Annotated in this window: 22 protein-coding genes; 9 read left to right on the top strand and 13 right to left on the bottom strand. The window is 44.7% G+C overall.

Features of this window, described 5'->3' with window-relative positions; genetic code table 11:
- The first annotated feature begins 191 nt into the window (after window positions 1-191).
- Window positions 192-1,091, top strand: coding sequence for a LysR family transcriptional regulator (locus R8O70_RS23345; protein ID WP_017635526.1), 900 nt, complete (start codon window positions 192-194; stop codon window positions 1,089-1,091).
- Here the strand turns inward: R8O70_RS23345 and R8O70_RS23340 are convergent.
- Window positions 1,059-1,403 (bottom strand): DUF5329 family protein, encoded by a 345-nt coding sequence (locus R8O70_RS23340; protein ID WP_017635527.1) that lies wholly within the window; start codon window positions 1,401-1,403, stop codon window positions 1,059-1,061. The two genes, R8O70_RS23345 and R8O70_RS23340, sit on opposite strands and share 33 nt — an antisense overlap.
- A 95-nt stretch (window positions 1,404-1,498) precedes the next feature.
- Window positions 1,499-2,512 carry an MBL fold metallo-hydrolase gene (locus R8O70_RS23335; RefSeq protein ID WP_017635528.1) on the bottom strand — a complete coding sequence of 338 codons (1,014 nt, stop codon included), beginning with the start codon at window positions 2,510-2,512 and terminating at the stop codon, window positions 1,499-1,501.
- Window positions 2,513-2,667: 155 nt separating this feature from the next.
- Between R8O70_RS23335 and R8O70_RS23330 the strand changes: the two genes are divergently transcribed.
- From R8O70_RS23330 to R8O70_RS23320, 3 genes are all read left to right on the top strand, one after another.
- On the top strand, window positions 2,668-3,282 hold the full coding sequence (locus R8O70_RS23330) for a TetR/AcrR family transcriptional regulator (RefSeq protein WP_258626133.1): 615 nt from the start codon (window positions 2,668-2,670) through the stop codon (window positions 3,280-3,282).
- A 329-nt stretch (window positions 3,283-3,611) separates the two neighbouring features.
- The gene (gene rimK / locus R8O70_RS23325) at window positions 3,612-4,517 is read left to right on the top strand and encodes a 30S ribosomal protein S6--L-glutamate ligase (protein WP_005374224.1); all 906 of its coding nucleotides are present in this window, start codon (window positions 3,612-3,614) and stop codon (window positions 4,515-4,517) included.
- A 65-nt stretch (window positions 4,518-4,582) separates the two neighbouring features.
- Window positions 4,583-5,011 (top strand): ATP-dependent zinc protease, encoded by a 429-nt coding sequence (locus R8O70_RS23320; RefSeq protein ID WP_005384193.1) that lies wholly within the window; start codon window positions 4,583-4,585, stop codon window positions 5,009-5,011.
- A gap of 66 nt (window positions 5,012-5,077) precedes the next feature.
- On the opposite strand, the gene R8O70_RS23315 is transcribed toward R8O70_RS23320, so the two are convergent.
- Window positions 5,078-5,803 carry an MBL fold metallo-hydrolase gene (locus R8O70_RS23315; protein WP_053304689.1) on the bottom strand — a complete coding sequence of 242 codons (726 nt, stop codon included), beginning with the start codon at window positions 5,801-5,803 and terminating at the stop codon, window positions 5,078-5,080.
- Between the two features lie 323 nt (window positions 5,804-6,126).
- Here R8O70_RS23315 and speA point away from each other — a divergent pair, with 323 nt between their 5' ends.
- The 4 genes from speA to R8O70_RS23295 all read left to right on the top strand — a co-directional run bounded on the left by speA (window position 6,127) and on the right by R8O70_RS23295 (window position 13,050).
- The gene (gene speA, locus R8O70_RS23310) at window positions 6,127-8,037 is read left to right on the top strand and encodes an arginine decarboxylase (RefSeq protein WP_412034576.1); all 1,911 of its coding nucleotides are present in this window, start codon (window positions 6,127-6,129) and stop codon (window positions 8,035-8,037) included.
- A 1-nt stretch (window position 8,038) separates the two neighbouring features.
- Entirely contained in the window at window positions 8,039-8,959 is a 921-nt protein-coding gene (speB, locus tag R8O70_RS23305; RefSeq protein WP_005374233.1) for an agmatinase, read from the top strand.
- A gap of 409 nt (window positions 8,960-9,368) precedes the next feature.
- On the top strand, window positions 9,369-10,574 hold the full coding sequence (emrD, locus tag R8O70_RS23300) for a multidrug efflux MFS transporter EmrD (protein ID WP_138939801.1): 1,206 nt from the start codon (window positions 9,369-9,371) through the stop codon (window positions 10,572-10,574).
- 310 nt (window positions 10,575-10,884) lie between these two features.
- Entirely contained in the window at window positions 10,885-13,050 is a 2,166-nt protein-coding gene (locus tag R8O70_RS23295) for a S9 family peptidase (protein WP_258494035.1), read from the top strand.
- Between the two features lie 218 nt (window positions 13,051-13,268).
- Here the strand turns inward: R8O70_RS23295 and R8O70_RS23290 are convergent, their stop codons facing one another.
- From R8O70_RS23290 to R8O70_RS23245, 10 genes are all read right to left on the bottom strand, one after another.
- A complete protein-coding gene (locus R8O70_RS23290) occupies window positions 13,269-14,318 on the bottom strand; it encodes a porin (RefSeq protein ID WP_005374238.1) in 1,050 nt (349 codons plus the stop codon).
- Window positions 14,319-14,533: 215 nt separating this feature from the next.
- Entirely contained in the window at window positions 14,534-15,403 is an 870-nt protein-coding gene (locus R8O70_RS23285) for a metal ABC transporter solute-binding protein, Zn/Mn family (RefSeq protein ID WP_151515840.1), read from the bottom strand.
- A 22-nt stretch (window positions 15,404-15,425) separates the two neighbouring features.
- Complete coding sequence (locus tag R8O70_RS23280) at window positions 15,426-16,301, bottom strand: metal ABC transporter permease (protein ID WP_258624727.1); 876 nt, start codon at window positions 16,299-16,301, stop codon at window positions 15,426-15,428.
- Window positions 16,301-17,029 carry a metal ABC transporter ATP-binding protein gene (locus tag R8O70_RS23275; protein ID WP_151515841.1) on the bottom strand — a complete coding sequence of 243 codons (729 nt, stop codon included), beginning with the start codon at window positions 17,027-17,029 and terminating at the stop codon, window positions 16,301-16,303. Before R8O70_RS23275 ends, R8O70_RS23280 begins: the two co-directional genes overlap by 1 nt.
- Window positions 17,029-17,955, bottom strand: a complete 927-nt coding sequence (locus R8O70_RS23270) for a metal ABC transporter solute-binding protein, Zn/Mn family (protein ID WP_258624731.1) — start codon at window positions 17,953-17,955, stop codon at window positions 17,029-17,031. Before R8O70_RS23270 ends, R8O70_RS23275 begins: the two co-directional genes overlap by 1 nt.
- Before the next feature lie 22 nt (window positions 17,956-17,977).
- A complete protein-coding gene (locus R8O70_RS23265; protein WP_053349399.1) occupies window positions 17,978-18,529 on the bottom strand; it encodes a DUF6162 family protein in 552 nt (183 codons plus the stop codon).
- The gene (locus R8O70_RS23260) at window positions 18,526-18,846 is read right to left on the bottom strand and encodes a hypothetical protein (RefSeq protein ID WP_046873904.1); all 321 of its coding nucleotides are present in this window, start codon (window positions 18,844-18,846) and stop codon (window positions 18,526-18,528) included. The genes R8O70_RS23265 and R8O70_RS23260 overlap by 4 nt, the downstream gene beginning before the upstream one ends.
- 42 nt (window positions 18,847-18,888) lie before the next feature.
- The gene (locus R8O70_RS23255) at window positions 18,889-19,719 is read right to left on the bottom strand and encodes a DUF4198 domain-containing protein (RefSeq protein ID WP_025768070.1); all 831 of its coding nucleotides are present in this window, start codon (window positions 19,717-19,719) and stop codon (window positions 18,889-18,891) included.
- A 15-nt stretch (window positions 19,720-19,734) separates the two neighbouring features.
- Complete coding sequence (locus tag R8O70_RS23250) at window positions 19,735-20,274, bottom strand: DUF2271 domain-containing protein (protein WP_258624735.1); 540 nt, start codon at window positions 20,272-20,274, stop codon at window positions 19,735-19,737.
- Window positions 20,275-20,295: 21 nt separating this feature from the next.
- Window positions 20,296-20,925, bottom strand: a complete 630-nt coding sequence (locus R8O70_RS23245) for a PepSY-associated TM helix domain-containing protein (protein WP_005374254.1) — start codon at window positions 20,923-20,925, stop codon at window positions 20,296-20,298.
- A gap of 379 nt (window positions 20,926-21,304) precedes the next feature.
- Between R8O70_RS23245 and R8O70_RS23240 the strand changes: the two genes are divergently transcribed.
- Complete coding sequence (locus R8O70_RS23240; protein WP_258481213.1) at window positions 21,305-21,793, top strand: hypothetical protein; 489 nt, start codon at window positions 21,305-21,307, stop codon at window positions 21,791-21,793.
- Window positions 21,794-21,828 lie beyond the last annotated feature (35 nt).

The following is a 21,828-nucleotide window of genomic DNA, read 5'->3' as shown; positions in this document are numbered from 1 at the left end:
GCACCTATTAGTAGCTGGATTGCTGCGAAAAAGAATAAGCCCCGTCTGGGAAACCAGGCGGGGTTTTATTTTGTCTGTAATGTATTGATAACGATTCATCTTTTATCGTTTAAGTCTTCTCTGTTTTCATAAAACACCGTGCTATCATTTTCTTTACGTCTCCCAACAAAGCTCTCAGAAAATCACACACTATGCTTAATCCTGTTTGGTTACATACATTTAAGACATTGATTGAAGTCGGTCATTTTACGCAAACGGCAGAAAAACTTTTTATGACTCAGCCTGGCGTCAGCCAACACATCAAAAAATTAGAGCAAAGCTGTCAGCATGCCTTGATCAAGCGCGAAAACAAAAGCTTCGAATTAACCGAGCAAGGCAGGATTGTCTACGCATATGCGCTCGAGTTAGAAGATAGAGAGAAGAAGCTGCTCGAAGAGCTCAGTTTTGATGATGCGTTTTCAGGCCACTGTAAACTGGCTTGTTCTGGTGCAATGGCGTTAATGTTGTATGGGCCCATTTTGGAGAAGCAAAAACAGCACCCGAGCTTATCGTTACATTTAGAAGCCGCGCCAAATCAATCTATTCTCAACGCCATAACGCAAGGGCACATCGATATTGGTATCGTGACTGATGTTCCCAACAAAGGTCTGTTTCACAGTGAGCGAATTGGTAAAGAGAGGTTGTGCTTGGTTCTTCCAAAGCATTATCAAAATAAGCAGATAACGCCACAACTCTTGCATGACTGTGGTGTCATTAGCCACCCTGATGCCGAGCATTACATGACGCTGTTTTTTGACCAATGTGAAGAACCACAGCTCCAAGAAATTAAGATGAGCGATTTACCATTATCCGGCTACGTAAATCAATTGAGCCAAATTTTGCTGCCTGTCAGCAAAGGACTTGGCTTCACCGTGCTGCCTCAAAGTGCGGTCGACAATTTTCCACTAAAAGACACGTTATACATTGCTCAACTGAAAAACACTGTATGTGAAGAGCTATTTCTGGTTCGTAAGCGCAGTCGTGCTCTACCTCTGCGCTATCAGACCATCAAAGAAGTGTTATTGGATGTGATCGGTGGTGCGCATCAATGATGTTAGCCACTCTTCGCTGGTAATGCGTTCCTCTTGGCAATCCACCCAATATGGTTTGCCAGATAACCAACTTTTCGACGCAACTTCTTTTATAAACACATCCACGGAATCAACGTCATCTTTGGCGTAATCCCATTTATTGCGCATGTGTTCTGCCGCTTCTTGATTAGTGTACGCCTTGCCGTTGCGGATAAAGGTGCAAGAGGATTGCTCAACTCGTTTTATCAACGTCGAGATATCTTGCTCTACCCCTGCTAGTGCAAAGGTGGGCAGAATGCTTAATGTAAGTAACAACGTCCACTTTGCTTTCATCGCACCTTTATCCTTATCCCTGACCACGTAACTACTAATAGTAACTACTGATAAGTGACTTAACTATTCTGGTGTTTGGCTGTTTAGCTCAGCAATTATTGCCACCATGCCTTAGCAGGCTGAGGCTCCGCAATCGCCAAGCGTTGACCAATCTCAGGGCTCACCAACGTAACACCGCGCTCTTCACTGATGTCTAACGCACGTTGCATTGGCTCATTCCAATCGTGCATTGATAAATCAAACGTGCTGTTATGGATCGGCATCATCACTTTGCCCTGCACATCGATGTGTGCTTGAACGCTTTGCTCTGGGAACATGTGAATGTCTGACCAGAGTTCATTGTACGCACCTGTTTCAATCATGGTGAAGTCAAACGGACCGTACTTTTCGCCAATCTCTTTAAAGCCATTGAAGTAACCAGAGTCACCACTGAAGAACACTTTGTGTTGTTGTGCATTGATAACCCAACTGCCCCACAGCGTCGTATCGCGGTCTGTCAAACCTCGACCAGAGAAATGCTGAGTCGGAGTTAGTGTATATTCAATGCCGTCAACAGAGTGTGACTCCCACCAGTCTAGTTCGATCACTTTCTCTTTGGGTACACCCCAATTCACCAGTAATTGGCCAACTTTTAACGGCACCAAGAAAGTGCCCACCTTATCGCCTAGCACTTTAATAGAAGCTTTATCTAGGTGATCGTAATGGTCATGACTGATCACCACCACATCGATAGTTGGCAAATCTTCTATCGTGATGGGGGTTTGGTGAAAGCGTTTTGGCCCTGCCCATTGTACAGGAGACGCGCGATCACTGAATACAGGGTCGGTCATTACCAGTTTTCCATCGAGCTTCATTAATACGCTTGAATGACCCAGACGATAGATGACGTCATCTTGCTCTTCTAACAGTTGCCGCGCTGTGATCGCATGCACTGGAATTTCAATCGTTGGTGTTGGGTTAAAGCGCTCAGTCGTAAAATACGCTTTCATGATTTCGAACATGTCGCCCAAACCGCTTTTGTATTCCAACTCTGTATTTGCAAATTTGTCCGGGTATGTTGGCGCTTTTTCAGTATCAACATTAGAACAAGAAATCATGGATGTACCCATCGCGAACGCTCCTACTGTGGCTAGCAAAGTTTTTTTCATAAAAAGTTAACCCGAACAAAAGTAAACTACACGGTGCAGTTTACATTCTAATTATCAAAAGTAAACTACTTAGTGTAAAATAGATCAAGAAATGATCTTCTTAACTTAGCAAGCTTATGAATGTAAAAAGAAAAAGTCGTAGCGAAACCAAAAGAGAAGCCATCTTGTGCGCGGCAAGGCAAGCGTTCCAAGAGTTTGGGGTGCAAAACACCAGCATGGATAAGCTCTCTGCAATCGCACAAGTCTCTAAGCGCACGGTCTATAATCACTTCCCTTCTAAGGAAGCGATCGTGACGGAGTTGCTGACTGAGCTTTGGCGTTCGTCAATGATGGAAAGCGATATTAAACGCTTGGCCACTCTGCCACTCAAAGGTCAATTGATTGAATTACTCTACAGCGAGATCATTGTGGTGACGGAACCAAACTATATTGAGCTGGCAAAAGTGGCATTTGGGCACTTCTTATTTAAGCCAGAAGATCTCAAAGAACAAGCAGAACAAATGTCGAAACAGGAAACCGCCCTGTACCGCTGGCTTACTGAGAAATCGAACAGTGGCGCTTTGCAAGTTGATGATGTACATATAGCAAGCACTCAATTGCACAACTTACTTAAAGGCAGTGCATTCTGGCCGCAGTTAATGGGAATTCGCCCCTCTTTGTCGAATGAAGAATCTAGGCTGTTAGCTACCCAAACGGCGGAACTTTTTTTAAGTCACTATCAAAACAGCTAAAAACAGCGGTCAAATTGGCCGCTTTTTTAAGCGATAATTCGTGACAAAGCGATGAAATTTTTGCTCAATTTTATTTATCTCACCCTTGACAGTCTCATACCGCAAGGCGTGAGCGTTTGATAAAATATTTTTGTCGTGTCGACGATGCTTTTTCGTTTTCATCTCACAAAAAAACGCCCTAAGGTGCGCACCTCTGACGACGTGGTTGTTCAACCACAATTCTAAATCGTTGAAGTAAGTAGGTTATGTCATAACATGATCACCTGCCTACTGCATTCTATGCTCTATACTTATATTTTAATTTGGTACTGACTTACTAAGGAATTGCCATGCGTATTGCTATTCTCTCTCGTAATGAGAATTTATATTCAACCATGCGCCTAAAACAGGCGGGTGAAGAACGTGGGCATCAAATCGATGTGATCGACACGCTTCACTGTTATATGGACATTACGAGCAACAACCCTAAGATCCGCTACAAGGGTGAAGAATTACCGCAATACGATGCTGTTATTCCGCGTATTGGGGCATCTATTACGTTTTACGGCACTGCTGTTGTACGTCAGTTTGAAATGATGGGTACATTTTGTGTCAACGAATCTGTCGCGATCAGCCGCTCTCGTGACAAGTTGCGCTCATTGCAACTGCTATCACGTAAAGGCATCGGTTTGCCACGCACTGGCTTTGCTCACCATCCTGACAATATTCAGGACGTGATCAAAAACGTTGGTGGCGCACCTCTAGTGATTAAATTGCTAGAAGGCACTCAAGGCATTGGTGTTGTACTTGCTGAAACAAATAAAGCGGCAGAAAGCGTGATTGAAGCTTTCATGGGTTTGAAAGCTAACATCATGGTGCAAGAATTTATCGAAGAAGCAAAAGGCGCGGACATCCGTTGTTTTGTTGTCGGAAATAAGGTGATTGCCGCAATGAAGCGCCAAGCAAAGGAAGGCGAGTTCCGTTCTAACCTTCACCGTGGTGGCTCCGCACAACTCGTGCGTTTGAGCAAAGAAGAGCGTGCGACCGCTGTAAATGCAGCGAAAGTGATGGGCTTGAACCTTTGTGGTGTGGATATCCTTCAATCTAAAAATGGCCCAGTGGTAATGGAAGTGAACTCTTCCCCTGGTCTAGAAGGCATCGAACTAGCAACGGGTAAAAACATTGCAGGTATGATCTTCGATTTTATCGAGAAAAACGCTAAGCCAAATTCAAACCGTACTCGCGGTAAAGGTTGATTTTTGTTTAACGCACAAGAGAGCCAAAAGCCGGCTCTCTTGTTACTCGTCGCTAGGATGACACTATGAATCAGAAAATGATCATTGGGAATGCCGAAGCTATTTGCTTGCCAGAGTTAGGGATTACTCACCTTGAAGCGCGTATTGATACAGGCGCTCAAACCTCTTCATTACATGTAGACAATATTGATTGCTTTGAAAAAGATGGTCAGTCTTATGTTGCATTCGATCTGCACCCAGATGTATACCATTTAGAACAAGTGGTTCGCTGCACAGCGAAACTAAAAGCAAACCGTAAGGTTAAATCTTCTAACGGTACTTTTGAGCACCGCTGCGTGATCACGACGATGCTGCGTATGGGCGACCAACAATGGCCAATCGACATTACGTTGACTAACCGTGAAAAAATGACTTACATGATGTTGTTAGGTCGTCAAGGCATGGCAGACAAAGTGCTCGTTGATCCTAGCCAATCTCACTTATTGGCATCTTAACCCCGTAGCTTCAGATGAGTGATCGAACGTTTTTGTTGAGCATCACTCGTCTGGCTTTATCTTCGCCTACTTCCTACGAAATAACGCAAACAACAATCCCTTCGCTTTAACTTTTGTCACTCGCCAGTGCGTCATTGGCTTAGTCGGCGCTGTATTCAAAATGTGCTGATACGCTTTTTCATCCAAAGTCACCTCTCCCCCATGTGCCAGAAGCAAACATTGCGGATTCATCTCAAACACACGCTTTAATGATTGCCGATATTGATTCGGATGAAATATGGGAAACGGCGCAATCAGATGCTTTTTCACCTGCACCATTAAATCCGCCACATACAGCACATCTTGTTCAGAATGATAAACCGACAGATCTCGATCAGTATGCCCTAGCGTTTCTAGCACCTGCCAATCATCAAATCCAGGAATAAACTCTCCATCAATAAGTTCAATATCTGGCTTTAACTTGCGGGAATACCACAGGTTTTGCTTTGGTTTACGCATCCGATTCGCCATCCAGCGTGCTAACATCAAATCGGTCAAATGCATTAGCCAACCGTCTACACCGCTATACCACTGGTTCTCTCGCTTTGCGGCCAATAGCTTGCATCCTGTTAAATCACGTAGTTTGTGCGCACCACCAGCATGGTCTGGATGCATGTGGGTCACAACAACCAACTTTAGATCAGAAAAAGGACGATGGAGTTGATGTTCAATAAAGTCTTTAAGATGAGGGATGTCTGCTCGACTGGCACCATCAAGCAACAATAATTTATCGGGATATTCGGCGAGATACATGGTCTGAATGTACCCCTGAATTCTGTGCAGCTGCAAAATATGTCCTTATTTTAGTGAGATGCTTCATGACCGAACCCTTACTGGTCAGACCAACTATAACAGCAGAATGGACGCTTAGGTAAACAAATATTCACACGTAGCGACGACAACAAATCATAATCGAGATGATAGATTTTAATCATTAGACTCAAGGGCCCTTTTATCCGTTAATGCGCGCACACGGAGTTCGTGTCAGGGTATGAGGTAAATGCCTCATGATTTGCTTTTTTGTACTTTTCCTTCTAATTAATTAAGGAGTTAAGTACATTTTTGTGAGAATCGAGTTGGAAAAAGCAACTAAATTAGACCGCATCCGCGCGGACTACAACGTTCACTACTGGAGCCAAGGTTTCTACGGCATTGATGACCAAGGCGAAGTATATGTATCACCACGTAGTGATCGTGCACATCAAATCCCTTTCAGCGCTATTGTAAATGAGCTAGAAGCGAAGCAGTTAAATCTGCCTGTATTAGTACGCTTCCCGCAAATCGTGCACCAACGTGTGCATGGTATTTGCCACGCATTCAACCAAGCAATTGAAGAATACCAATATCCAAACAAATACTTGTTGGTGTACCCAATTAAAGTAAACCAACAACGTGAAGTGGTGGATGAAATTCTAGCGAGCCAAGCTCAACTAGAAACCAAGCAGCTTGGTCTTGAAGCGGGTAGCAAGCCAGAATTGTTGGCGGTACTTGCATTGGCTCAACAAGGTAGCTCCGTGATCGTGTGTAATGGCTACAAAGACCGTGAGTATGTGCGTCTTGCACTGATCGGTGAAAAGCTGGGTCACAAGGTATTCATCGTACTAGAGAAGCTTTCTGAGCTGGATCTGGTACTAGAAGAAGCGAAAAGTTTGGGCGTAAAACCGCGCCTTGGTTTACGCATTCGCCTCGCCTCTCAAGGCGCAGGGAAATGGCAAGCAAGTGGCGGTGAAAAATCGAAGTTTGGTTTATCAGCATCGCAAGTGCTTAGCGTTATTGAACGTCTTAAACGCGAAGGCAACCTAGACGCGATGCAACTGGTTCACTTCCACCTTGGTTCACAGATGGCAAACATCCGTGATGTACGCAATGGTGTGAACGAGTCTGCACGTTTCTACTGCGAACTACGCGCACTCGGTGCAAACATCGAGTACTTCGATGTGGGCGGCGGCTTGGCAGTGGATTATGACGGCACACGCAGCCAATCATCGAATTCGATGAACTACGGCCTTGCAGAATACGCACGTAATATCGTCAACACAGTGGGCGATGTGTGTCTGCAATACGAACAACCAATGCCAGTGATCATTTCGGAATCGGGTCGCTCGCTAACAGCGCACCACGCTGTGTTGATTTCTAACGTAATTGGTACCGAGTCGTACCTACCGGAAGAAGTACATGAGCTTGATGATGACGCTCCGCTTTTGCTACAAAACATGTGGCGAAACTGGGAAAACTTGCAAGATGGTACAGACGCTCGTGCGTTAATTGAGATTTACAATGATACCCAAAGTGATTTGGCAGAAGTGCACTCTCAATTTGCTACAGGTGTGCTTAACTTGGAACAACGTGCGTGGGCAGAACAATTGTCACTACGCATTAACTTCGAATTAAGCCGCAAGATGAGCACTAAGAATCGCTTCCACCGTCCGATTCTGGACGAGTTGAGCGAACGTCTTGCGGATAAGTTCTTCGTGAACTTTTCTCTCTTCCAATCTCTACCAGATGCTTGGGGTATTGATCAGGTGTTCCCTGTTCTGCCACTTTCTGGTCTTGGCGAGGCGGAAGAGCGTCGTGCAGTGATGTTGGACATCACATGTGACTCTGATGGCGCGATCGATCACTACGTTGATGGTCAAGGCATCGAGAGCACGCTACCTGTACCAGCTTGGAGCAAAGACAAACCGTACCTAATGGGCTTTTTCCTAGTAGGCGCATACCAAGAAATCCTTGGTGACATGCACAACCTATTTGGTGATACCCACAGTGCTGTAGTCAATGTTGATGAACATGGTCAATTTGAGATCAGTTACATCAACGAAGGTGATAGTGTAGAAGACATGATGCGCTACGTTCATATCGACGTGGATGCGATTCGTGACAATTATAAACAATTGGTTTCACAGCGAGTTGAAGCCAATGAACAAGCACAAATCCTAGCAGAACTAGAACAAGGTCTAGCAGGATACACCTATTTAGAGGACTTCTGATATGAATGATTTGTTTACTAAAACTGATTATTCGCTTTACTCCAACTCTATGTCGTTTTTACGTCTGCCGTACATTCGTAACCCGGTATCGGCAGACGCAGACGTTGTGGTGTTGGGAGTCCCTCTGGACATGGCAACATCTGGTCGTCCAGGTGCGCGTATGGGTCCAGATGCAATTCGCCGTGCCTCAGTCAACTTGGCATGGGAAGGTAAGAAGTTCCCTTGGAGCTTCAACGTATTGGATAAACTGAAAGTGATCGACGCAGGTGATCTCGTGTTCGATTGCGGTGATGCGGAAGATTTTACTTACCGCCTTGAAGCGGCAACCAGTGAAATTCTAAAAAGTGGTAAAACCATGTTGGGATTGGGCGGTGACCACTTCATTACGCTACCTATCCTGCGTGCCTATGCGAAGCATCATGGCCAAATGGCGTTGATTCACTTTGATGCTCATACGGACACCTATGCAAATGGCAGTTCATACGACCACGGTACGATGTTCTACCATGCGCCGAAAGAAGGTTTGATCTCAGCAAAGAACTCAATACAAATCGGCATTCGTACGGAGTACAAACAGCAAGATCACGGCTTCAATGTGATTAATGCGATGCAAGCGAATGACATGTCGGTGAACGAGATCCTAGAAGAAATTCGTCGCACCGTCGCAGACAAGCCAGTATATGTCACTTTTGACATCGACTGCTTAGACCCGGCCTTCGCACCGGGAACTGGTACACCAGTTTGTGGTGGCTTGAACTCAGACAAAGCGCTGAAAATTATTCGTGGTTTAGCCGGCATGAATATCGTGGGTATGGATGTTGTCGAAGTATCGCCTCCATACGACCACAGTGATGTTACCGCACTAGCGGGAGCAACCATCGCACTAGAAATGCTTTACGCATACGCATCTGAGCGCGAATAGACATAATCATTTCTAAGGGAGCTTCGGCTCCCTTTTCTTTCTGATGCTTTCCTCTACCTTTTATTCACTCGTTTCATCTTGAACTCAGCTCAACCGAGCAGACGCTTTATTTTTGCACTTTAACCATTAAAACCAGTTACCTATAAGGCTCATTCTATTCACGAAAAGTAAAAGACTTAACGTAATTAGACAAAGAAATGTACCGCTTTTTGAAAACAAAGTCGGATTAGTTTTTCTAATTGAAATCATAGATTTTTATCTTGCTCAACTTCACACTTTTCGATTGCTAATTATACAAGCAAGCACTATTATCTCGCGCAAATACCCCCGCAACACAAGAATTCAGTTGGCACTCTGTAAAAGAGCGCTAAGGGTTTTTACGTCTTAAATTTTTTGGAGAGATACGCAAATGTCTGCTTCGTTTCCATTAGCGAAACTTACCTTTTTAATCGCTATATTGACTGCCGTGGGTCAAATGACCCAGACAATGTACGTGCCTTCAATCGGTCATATGGCGGGCGAGTTTTTGGTATCTGCGTCATCACTTCAAGCTGTGATGGCTTGTTACCTAATCCCGTATGGCTTGTCGCAATTTGCGTATGGCACACTATCGGACCGCTTGGGACGCAAACCGATCATCATCGTCGGGCTGCTTATCTACATCGCGGGTACACTGGTAGCATTATTTGCACATCAATTTGAATGGTTCTTGATTGGTAGCTTTATCCAAGGCTTAGGTATTGGCTGCGGCGGTGCGATGTCACGCACTCTGACTCGCGATTGCTTTGAAGGCTCTGATCTACACAGAGCAAACAGCTTAATTAGCATGTGTGTGATTTTCTCACCATTAATGGCACCAGTATTAGGCGGTTACCTAACAGAAGCTTTCGGATGGCGGTCGAGCTACTTGTTCTTAGCGCTATTTGCTATCGCGGTTGTGATCACCATGATGACAAGCATGATGGAGACGCTACCAAAAGAGAAGCGCAAATTCGAACCAGTAGCCAAAAGCTACAAACACGTTTTGTCTGACCGTCGCTTTCAAGGCTTTTTGATTTGCCTGGTTGCAACATTCGCTGGTGTGGGTGTATTCGAAGCGGCGGCTGGGGTATTGTTAGGTGGGGTATTAGAATTACCAGCAACAACGGTAAGTTTGCTGTTTATATTGCCGATCCCAGGTTACTTGGTGGGCGCAGGCTTATCTAGCTACATCGCAAGACGTCGCTCTGAGCGTCGTGCTTTAAATGTAGGCTTGGTCTCTATTTTTGTGGGCTCTGCTATTGTGCTCATCCCAGGCTTGTTTGGTTTAACCACGGCATTAACGCTGGTTGGAGGCGCAACCGTGTACTTTTTGGGTGCGGGTATTCTCTTCCCAGCAGCAACAACTGGAGCGATTGCGCCATTCCCATACCATGCAGGAACAGCAGGCGCGACATTGGGTGGCATGCAAAACTTGGGGGCAGGTGTAGCAACTTTGCTCGCGTCACTATTTCCAGCGCATAACCAGATGCCTTTGGGCATTATGATGATGGCAATGTCGGTAATTGCAATGCTTGGGTTAATGTGGGTGAATCGAGCACACAATCACTCAAACGAAGTACCGCAAGTTATCTGATCATTATCAGCTTACTTTCAAAATCCAAAGGGACACACTCAACAAGTGTGTCCCTTTTTTCATATCACACTATATCGATTTCCCGATGAGAATGATTTAACTTTCGAATTGATATTTGTTAAAAATAACAGCTGCTTACACAATGTGTTTTCAGCTTCCTTCAAATTGAGTAGCCAACTCGAAAATATTGAGGATTCTCACTTTTTCGGCATACCCCATAACAAAGAATGGACAACTGAAAACCACTAACAAAATGAAAGCCCAGCCCTCAGGATGAGGCCACTTGGGTGTACAATAAGGATAAAATCAGATGCGTTTCACTTTAACTACGTTGGCCGTCTCGGTCGCGCTTGTCGCCGGATGCAGCAATCAAGGAATCCCCAGCATGACTCAATACTCCCAAACACAGATCGTTGCTCAACAAACTCAAGCTCCGGTTGCGAAAAAAGTCCCTCACGCGATGACTATTCATGGCGATACCCGCGTTGATAACTACTACTGGATGCGTGACGACGAACGTAAAGACCCTGAAATTTTACAGCACCTAGAGAAAGAAAATCAGTACGCAGAAACCGTTCTAAAGCACACTGAAACATTTCAAGATACGCTATTTGAAGAAATTAAAGGGCGTATCGCAAAAGACGACAACTCAGTACCGGTTCGTAAAGGCAACTACTTCTACTCCAGTGAAGTGACCGGAGATAACGAGTACGAAGTCCATTTGCGAGCTAAAGACTTTGCAGGCAAAGACAAACAAATCATTTTAGATGTCAATGAACTAGCAAAAGAACATGAATTTTTCAGTATCGGCGGCCTATACGTTAGTCCGAATGAAAACTTATTGGCGTATGGCGAAGACACATTAAGCCGCCGCGTGTACACCCTTAAGATCAAAGACCTGACAACAGGCAATTACCTACAAGATGAAATCGAAGGGGCCTCAAGCGCTGTCGCATGGCAGAACGATAACAACGCCTTTTACTACATCAAAAAAGATCCACAGACCTTGCTGGGCTACCAAGTTTATCGTCATGTATTGGGCACACCACAAAGCAACGATGAGCTGATTTTTGAAGAAACCGACAGCACCTATTACACCTCACTAAGCAAAAGCAAAGATGGCGAAGATATTTATATCTGGCATTCGAGTACAGAAACCAGTGGGGTCTCTATCATTGATGCGAACAACCCTAAAGCAAAGGCGAAACCGTTCTATCCTCGTGAAGATGGCATTGAATACAGTATTTCTAAGCTAGGCGATTGGTATTACATTTATACTAACTATCAAGCCGTCAACTTCCGTTTGATGAAAGTTCATCAAAATGACATGCATGACCGCTCTAAATGGCAAGATGTGATTGCCGCAGACGACAACACTCAACTTGTCGACTTCGAGTTATTCGATGATCACATCGTCTATGAGCAGCGCTCTAACGGCCTAGCAAGCGTCACTGTACGTCAGCTTTCAACAGGAAAAGAATTCCCCCTCACATTTAATGACGATGCGTTTGCTGCCTATTTGACAGGTAACCTAGAGCTGGATAACGAAAAAGTTCGTATTTATTACAGCAGTTTAACCACTCCAGGAACCTACTACGATTTCGATCTAAAAACGGGCGGGTCAGAAATCATGAAGCAAACACCTGTACTTGGTGATTTTAATCCTGACAATTACCAATCAGAACGCATCATGGTCACAGCCCGTGACGGTAAAGAAGTACCCGTTTCTTTGGTGTATCGTAAAGACTTATTTAAGAAAGATGGTACGAATCCACTCTACCAATATGGTTATGGATCTTATGGCGCAACCATTGAGCCAACTTTCCGCTCGACACGTTTGAGTCTATTGGATCGCGGCTTTGTTTACGCCATTGCTCATATTCGTGGATCTGAAATGCTTGGCCGCCCTTGGTATGAAGACGGTAAAAAACTAACCAAGCAAAACACATTCAACGACTTTATTGATGTGACTAAAGGTTTGGTTGAACAAGGCTATGGCGCGAAAGATAAAGTCTTCGCTGTTGGTGGCTCTGCAGGAGGCCTCTTAATGGGGGCTATCATCAACCAAGCACCAGAACTGTATCGCGGTATCGGCGCTCATGTTCCGTTTGTGGACGTGGTAACCACTATGCTCGATGAATCAATTCCATTGACCACCAACGAGTATGATGAATGGGGTAACCCAAATAACAAAACATACTATGACTATATGTTGAGTTACTCGCCTTACGACAACATCAAGGCGCAAAACTACCCGAACATGTTGGTAACGACTGGCTTGCACGACTCTCAAGTACAGTACTTTGAACCAATGAAGTGGGTCGCCAAACTTCGTGAAATGAAGACAGACGATAACGTCTTGTTGTTCAAAACCGATATGGAAGCCGGACACGGCGGCGCATCTGGTCGATTTAAGCGCTTAAAAGAAGATGCGCTAGAGTATGCCTTCTTCCTCGATTTACTCGATAAAAAATAAGCGTATTAATAGAACTGCATCTCTTCTAACAACAAAAATGCCCGCAAGTTGCGGGCATTTTTTATAGACGCACTCTCTAAACAAGGAGTGGGGTTACCTAAGCACAGAACGACCAGCGTCTCTTATAGCCAAAGGAAAGCAGAAAGAAAAACGCCTACTCACAACGAGTAGGCGTTAACACAATAAATGTGTTTAGGCAGTAGAAACTGGCCTATTTATTAGAAGTAGTAACGAGCACCTAGAGTCCAGTAGTCGTTCTCTTCATTGTTGTAGTCGTTACCTAGGTCAAACTGGTAACCAGCGAAAGTAACGAATGCAGGAGTTACTGCGTACTCTGCTTGTAGCGCAGTTTCGCTTGAAACTGTCTTGTTGTCTTTGTCGTCTTCTACACCTTCGTAGTTAACGCTGAACGTCCAATTGTTGACTCCGTACGCTAGTAGGCCCTCAATCTGAGTAGTTTCTTCACGCATCTCGTAGAAGTATTCGTTCATGCCGTATACAACAGCTGCGTACAGACCAGAGCCATACTCACCGTAATTTACAGAAACAAGGTGTGATTCAGCAGTTTTAGTACCTAGACCAGAATTCTCAACATCACCGCCGCTGTATACGTAGCCTAGACCAAAGCCCGCAACAGAGCCGCTCAGTGCGATTTGACCACGTTGGTCATACTTGCTGCCTTTAGAAACGTATTCTGGAAGACCTGTGTTAGGGTTTTGTTGTAATGATAGGCCTCTATCATCATTTTCACCTTGCCAACCAAGACCTAGGTTGAAAGCAAAACCTTCGCCAAACTCAAAGCTTTTACGGTAGCTGATCATTTTTTCAGCACGACCAGTACCTAGATTGTTGTGATTGTCGTACAAAAAGTCGTTCGCGAACGCGATTGGTAGATCCGCAACGCCAGCGACATCGTAGTACGGAGACCACTGTGTACCTCCCACTAAACGGCCAAACTGCTGGTGGGTCGCGCCGATGTAGCCCAAACGAGTTGAAAACGACTGGCTACCACCATTTAGGTAGTTAAGTGCCCATTCGCCTTTAGCGTCGATAGTGATACCGTTGCCAATGTCTTTCTTGCCCGCAACATTGATACGTGGAGACACTTGGTGAACTTTTACTTCTTCTTCGAAATACTCACCCACGCCAACTGAAACGTGACCGCCGATCGATAAAGATGTACCATCGCTGTTGTAAACTTCTGCTGCGAAGGCCTGTGAACCACATGCTAGTGCCGCCACTGCAACGGCTAGAGTTTTCATTTTCATTGTTAACATCCGTATAGTTGTTTGTACCGGTTCGCTTAGAAACAGATTAAATCCGAATCAATCGCAACGAACACATAACAAAGTAGTAATGAAATAGAAATGAAACAAACACTTTCTTATGCAACCAGTGGTATCAGTGCTCACATTTTGAACTTAATCACAAAAAAATAGGGAACTTTTCATTCCCCATCATAAAATCTGTGGCTTTTTACGTGTCACATCTCCCAACGTGCGAGTGGCTTCTCAGTTTTGATACCGTTACTGCCCCAGCGGTCAATAACATCAATTTGCAGTATGCGGCTCGGTTTAATAAGCGATGTCAAGGTTTTCGACGGTCGTTTATCCGTCACTAACCATAGCGTTTTATCTTGTTCAAACTGAGCTTTTAAAGATAATTTGTCTTCTTCTGTCCACTCAAGTTCCGGCTTAAATTCGCGCCCAACCACAAACAATTGGTTGCCAGAGGCAAAGTCCTCTAATGACTCACTCATCAGTACCACTGAATCGATGCCTTTATCGAAGATCTCTGCCTGTTGTTGGTTGATCAGTTCACGCACATTGAGCATAAGAGCCTGTTGATTCGTTTGAATCGCCTTTTGGTGTTCAGGATATACACGTTGTAGATCCTCTCCAACAATGCCCGCCATTCGGATTAAGTTTGTAGGGTTCAGCCATGCGTACTTCGATGTTGACCCGTTTTCCAATGTCAGTACTGCAACTCCTTGAGCTCTAGGAGAAATGGCCTGCGATGCATCGATTTCAATCAAGTGAATGTTGCCCTGTCGAGCGTAAACATAAGTCGGGTCTTGTTTCCAAATCGCACCAAGAGTAATAGCAACCGTCGCGACTTGACCCGCTTGCTTAACTTGCTCTGTACCTTTATTTGCGAACCAGTTTTCAAGACGCTCAACGCCGTAACGCTTTGGAGGCAGATACTGAGTCTCTATCCCTGTACCTTTCATGAGTTGCTCAGACAACATGTACGTGACGGGAGTGCTGGTTAAAATGTCTTTGGCGCCTGCCAACGATGGAAGTGTCGTCGCTATAACCAAACCAAAAGTTATCGCTAATTTTTTTATCTTCATGTTCATTACTTTATAAAAAGGGTTACGCTTTTTGGATAATTCGGTAAACCGTTGCTATTAGGAAAAATGCCGCAGAAACAATGATGATGGATGCGCCTGATGGCACTGGTAGCTCAAGCTCCATCGGCAGTATGGTTCCTACTAAACACGCAATGGTTGCCAATAAAGAAGAAAGGAGAACAAAACTGCCCATGCGTTTAGTCAATAACCTAGCCGTTGCACCAGGAATCAGTAGCAATGCACCAACCAATACCGCGCCAATAATCTTTACCGCGGCGATGGTGACCAAGGTGATCATCATGACAAATAAGTAATCATAAAAGCTGGTATTAAAGCCGCGTACACGTGCAATATCCGGGCTGATACAAGTTAGCAAAATGCGGTTAAACGTTGGAATAAGAAGCAGTAATATGATCAAACAACTGATCGCTAAAATAAGGATATCGTTGTCCGTCACAGTCAAGATCGAGCCAAACAACACGTTCTCCAACATGTGAATGTTGATCTTGCGAGCAACGTACATTAACAGCGCAGCACCAACCGCTAACGCTAGTGCAAGAAAAACCCCAACCAGTGTGTCGTAAGGTACATTCGTACGATTACGAACAAAGTGAAGCAACAGCGCAAAAATCATACAAAAGCTAAACAATCCGATGATCGGATTCTCTGGCGGCTCACCGAGCAACACACCAATCGCGATTCCGGTAAGCGCAGCGTGCCCAACCGCTTCAGAGAAAAAAGCCAGTCGCTTGGCGATGACTAATGTACCAAGACCACCAAGTAATGGTCCTAATATCAGCGCTGCCACAATTGCATTCACCATGAAGGCATAAGAAAAGCTATCGCTTAACCACCCAGCTTCAACGCCGCTAACCGCTAACTCTCGCAACCAATCCATTATGCAGCCTCCACTTTTGCTGTGTAGTGCTTGAATAATGTTTCTATACGATCAGGACTTAACACATCTGAGTGGTGCCCTGACGCCACAATTTGACGATTTACGACATGGACCTGCGCGTCTAAACGGCGCACTGCGGTCACGTCATGGTGTACTGCCAGTACCGTTTTGCCTTCTCCAACGACTTCATGAATCAAACCTTCAAGGTACCGAACACCTTGCTCGTCCATCCCAGTTGTAGGTTCGTCTAAAACCAATAAATTGGGCTCATCCAGTAAAGCTTGCGCAAACAAAACACGCTGTTGCTCACCGCCAGAGAGTTGCCCCATACGACGGTCGCTACGCGTTGCCATACCCACGCGATCCAGCTGGGCCAGGGCATGTTGAGTTTGTTTCGTTTTACGTCGCCAAAATAGAGGGATACGAGTTTGGTTAAGCAGTACAAAATCCATCACGGTTAACGGGAGGCTTGCTTCAAACATCGCTTTTTGTGGCACATACCCTATCTTCCCCGATACAGCTGATGGTTCTGGCCAATTGAGCGCTATGTTTCCCGAAAATGGCGTGAGTCCAAGTACCGAACGAAGCAAAGAGGTTTTACCACCGCCGTTCGGTCCCATAATCACGTGACATTTCGCGTTCTCGAATTCGGCGCTGATGTTCTGCAAAATGATATTGTCGGCGTATTTTAGGCCCACGTTACTTAAGGAAACGGAAGGTCCAGTCATTACACCTTTTCCCCTGCTCGCTTACTCGCCACAAATTTCATGGCTTCGATTAGTGTTTCCACATTATCTCGCATCTCAACCTCGACTTTATCAGCCTCATACTCACCGTGAGTCATGTGAGAAAAGCGATAAAGCTGCACCCCAGTCGCCTCTTCGATGGTATCAACAAAGCGATTCGGCATATTGAGCTCATAAAACAGCACATCAATGCCCGATTCACGAATTTTCTCTATCGTTTCCTGTAGCTGACTTGCACTTGGTTCTACACCATGAGCAGGCTCAATGACAGCGGCAACGTCAACACCAAACTCCTGAAGGATATATCCGTAAGCATTGTGGGTTGTCGCCACCTTCATACCAGCCGTGTCCAACTCACCAAGAGACAACATTGCATCACGCTTCATCAGGCGAAATGTTTTTGCGTATTTACGGGCATTTTGGCGATAGAACGTAGCATTGTCTGGGTCCAATTGGCTTAGCTCACTCGCGATGGTGTAAACCTTTTGAATGGTTGTTGATAAACCGACAAAGGTGTGAGGGTTCACTGCTCCTTGACCAACAGACTGCCCCATAGCGGGCAATAAAGGCACTTCTTTGTTCGCTTCGATAACCACGAGATCATCACGCTGAGAAGCCTTGATCACTTTCAGTGCAAAATCGTCATGACCAATACCATTGATCACTATTACGTCCATTTCATTTAAGCGTTTAAGATCATTAGGTTGTGGTAAATAGTTGTGAGGATTAAAACCAGCATCAACCAAAGGAATGATGTCCGCCTTCTCACCCACAACGGCTTTAACATAGCTGTAATAAGGTTGTAGCGTAATACCAATACTGAGTTTTTCGGCAGCAAAGCCTGTAGAAGACACCGCCAATAACGCGGTGGCTGTAAGAATACGACGTAAAAGAGAGCGTTTGATCATAGTACTTATCAATTATGTTGTCTTAATGGGCGTGAGAGTGAGAGGAAGAGTCTGACACAACGATTTGTTTCCAACCGAAATCGTGGCGTTTTGCTAGCTCGCTTAGTCCCTCCACATTTAACGAACGGCTAGAATCATTAAACCAAATATCAGCTTGAGAACTGCGGCTATCCAACAGCATGGAAGCAGAGCCTTGGGCACTGGTCTTCACGCCAATGTAGACACCGTCATCAATTCGTTGCCACTGATGAGAACCTTTACGCTTCCAATTTTGGTCTTTCACGAATGGAGCAATCCAAAGCGCCTCCATATCAGAGATCTCAGGCCAAGTTCCGGTATCTAACTGCAAATCACGAATCTCTTCATGAGCGAGCTTAAGTTCAGCGATCAACCCCAACTCATTTTGATGTAAATCCGTGATTAACACTTGATGAGACTGCATGTCTGGCTTTTCAGTCGCGACCTGATGGTAGGGCATAAGTATGGCTGCTGAACTGAGAATTGCTGCGATTGTCAGTGCGACCCACTTTCCTTCTCGGTTACCATCATCAGGGCGAACTTTCTTTACACTCATTTCTCTTTCAGCTCAACGATATCCACTTCCACCGGGCTTTCATGTCCGGCATCAAATACCAAATAGAAATCTGTTTCAGGGTGAGTAAATTCTGCGATGGAACGCTTATCTGTTTTTTCTTTGGCGATCAGATTGTCGTCGTAATCGTACATTTCGACATCGTAGTCGACCGCTGTCGATCCATCCGAGTAGCCCGCTTCACAAATTACTTTATCTTGCGCCAAGTGACAGCTCATCAGAGGAAAATGTGCAGCAGCGTGAAAAGAAGCAAATCCAGAAAAAAGCAAAGCAGCTTTTAGAAGAGAAGTGTTATTCATGATGATTCCAAAATGGCCCAGCGATTGCTGAGCCTAATTCGATTAGTTAAGTTGAGTTTCAAACGTAAGGTGAACATTGGCACTCGCTTTATCCGCCAATGGATTATCTTTTAATTCACCTTTGTAGTTCGCTTTCATTAAGTAGCGCCCTGCGACCTCTGGCGTGAAGATCACTTTGCCATCTTTATCGCTCACCACATCGATTTGTTCTTGATGGTTTCGGTACATAGTACCTTCACGTGTAATCTCAGCAGTAACGCCCTCTTGTGGCTCTCCGTTAAAGAAAAACTGGAAAGTCACAGGCTCACCTTCAATGATGTCCGATGGATGCGTGATCGGTTTCATCTCCAGCATTTTGCCTTCAATCTCCAACGCTTTGTCCGTTGGCATACCAACCGTAATGTAGCTTTCTGCTCGGGTGTAACTTAGTTGAGTAACCACATCACGCGCTTGCTCGGGAAGCACATCACCACGCTCAGCTTTGCTTGCTCGCGCCCATTTCACCGTATCACGACGGCCCGCTTTGTATTGTGTGTAGTAGCTCGGCTGATTATTAATCGCAACTTTGTGCGTGCCTTCTTCTGTAAAAAAGAAATCAAACATAGAGCGACGCTTGCCACGAACAACAAAGTTAGGACGCTCAGAGCGGCCATCCGGCATCACCACAAATGCCTGATCACTACCCGCAGGCTTATCAAAAACAAACGTTCCGTGAGAGGCAGTAACATCAAATGTCAGCCAGTCACCGCCTTCTTTAGAAACCGTAAAGTGAGAGGGCAGAACCCAACGTGGATGTGCTTGCGCGGTGGTGGTTACAGCCAATCCCATTGCCATTACACTCGCCAATGCCACTGCTTTCATTTTGGTTTTCATTGTTGTGTCCTTTAATCACTTAACTTGATAATTGACGGTGATGACACCCGTCTCTTGTGTTGGTTTAAGCTCATAGCGCACGTCACTGTCCGCTAGCGTTATTTTTTGACGTAAGTAGTTTCGCCCACCGTGTTCACGAACGACCTCGACGTACAACGTGTAATTTCCTTGTTCCAAACGCTTCCCTGAGTCATCGGTTCCATCCCAGACAAAGCGGTATTGACCAGCAGGACGTGTTGCAGAAGTCACCGCATCAACAAGTTCACGATCATAACGACCCGCTTTTCTCCACCAGCTGCGTAGATCTTTTAACCATTCGTCTTTCCCTACCCATAACTGAATGGTTTTAACCGGTTTACGCTGATCGTTTTCAACCCAAACCGCCACATAAGGGCGTGCATACATTGAGGTATCTATCTTTGGAAGTTCGAGTTCGAAGTCGACCTTCGCGTTATCTGGTATAGGCGCCGCGGAAAGAGAGAAAGGAGCAAAAGCCGCGATCAAAGCGGCTTTACAAAAGTGATTACGGCGGAAAAATCTTCCTGTGTTCAACATAAGTGTTCTCTAAAAAAGCTGTTATGGAACAGCAACAAAATAAATTACGAGCGACAGTAACGTACCAAAGCTCATCCATTGCATTGACGTTCTGAGCGTCTTCTTCTTAGGCAGTAATAAGCACACGCCTGTAAGAACAAAAAACACCATCAAAAGCGCAGTGACGTCGATAAACCACTTCCAAATCCCACCACTGTTGCGTCCTTTATGTAGATCGTTCAGCAGCGCAACAATACCGTAGTGCGTCGTTTCGACGTCTGCTGCACCAGTAGTCATATCAATAAAGACCGTAGCGTTATAACCCGGGCCTTTAAAATCCATAGAAAGCTCTCCGAGTAACAACTCACCTTGCTCAACTTCGGTATACACATCTAGTGCGGAGGGAGTGCCGCGAAGCTCGGTTTCTTTAGTCAAGAAAGCCACCAGCCCTTCACGATTAGGTTGAAAGGTATCTGAATGTGAGAATAGAACTGAGTGCGGAACCGTCAGAGTATGTTGTTGAATGATAGGTTCACTGCGTTCAAACAATTCGGGGCGATTGAGGGTAATACCAGTTACTGCAAAAAACAGCGTAACTAAGAGAAGAGCCATCGAAATATAGATATGTAGGCGGCGAGCCCAAGTTTGAACACCTTTGCTTTTAAGCAACATAGAAACAATCATCACCAATAAATGTGGGGCATAATTTAGGTGATAATCATTCGTATTGGCATTTAATTTACATTGTTTACTTTTTCAATTCAGCTTGGCTTGCAAATGTTTTAGCTATTTGGGCCAATGCGAGTTACCGATTGCCTACCCTCTAGATAATAACCCTATCAATTTTAATGACTCAAAATTTAATGATATTTCCAATACTAAAAAGTGGGATAGACTCCACCAAAATGCGCCTTTATGTATATTTAATGAAAAGCTTTAAAGCTATCCATAAACTAGATAAAAAAGGTAAGCTAAGAAGTTAGTGTAGGGTTAGATAGAGAAGATTTTCTGATGCTAGCCAAACGTTATGGTGTAGTTCAGAAGGAAAAATATGAACAAGAATGTTGGAATAATTCTCTTATCACTTTTCTCAAGTGTCACTTTCGCAAGTGAAAAGTTTGAAGCCAGTTTGTTTAACAACGTAAGCCAATCTATCGATAATTATGGTGCTAAGATAAAGCTGTGCGAATCTATGGCAGACCAGAATACACCTGACAAACAAACCCTAGAGTATTCAAAGAAGCATATAGAAGCATTAACTCCTGTTCTGCCGTTTTTAAGCGAGAAAGCTTTTGAGGCTTGTGTATTAAAAGAGAAGCAAGAGCTAGCATATTATCTATTAATAGCAAAAAATAACGCTTCAAGAACCTCAACATTAAAGCTTGTAGAGTCGACTGAAAGCCTAACTTTTCATATCGAACCTACATCGAGAGAAAAGTTTGAAACACTGAGCAAAGTACATCAAGAATATATAGAGAAAAGCCCCTTTTTCTCCCGACCATTTGATGCGTTAGCCTTTTATGAAAAACTCATGCAGTAAATAGCCTTTATGACTTTAGACAAAAAATACCCGAG

Origin of the sequence: Vibrio sp. 779(2023) (assembly GCF_033344285.1) — a bacterium.
Taxonomy (GTDB): Bacteria; Pseudomonadota; Gammaproteobacteria; order Enterobacterales; family Vibrionaceae; genus Vibrio; species Vibrio alginolyticus.
This window is presented reverse-complemented; position numbering and strand designations above follow the sequence as displayed.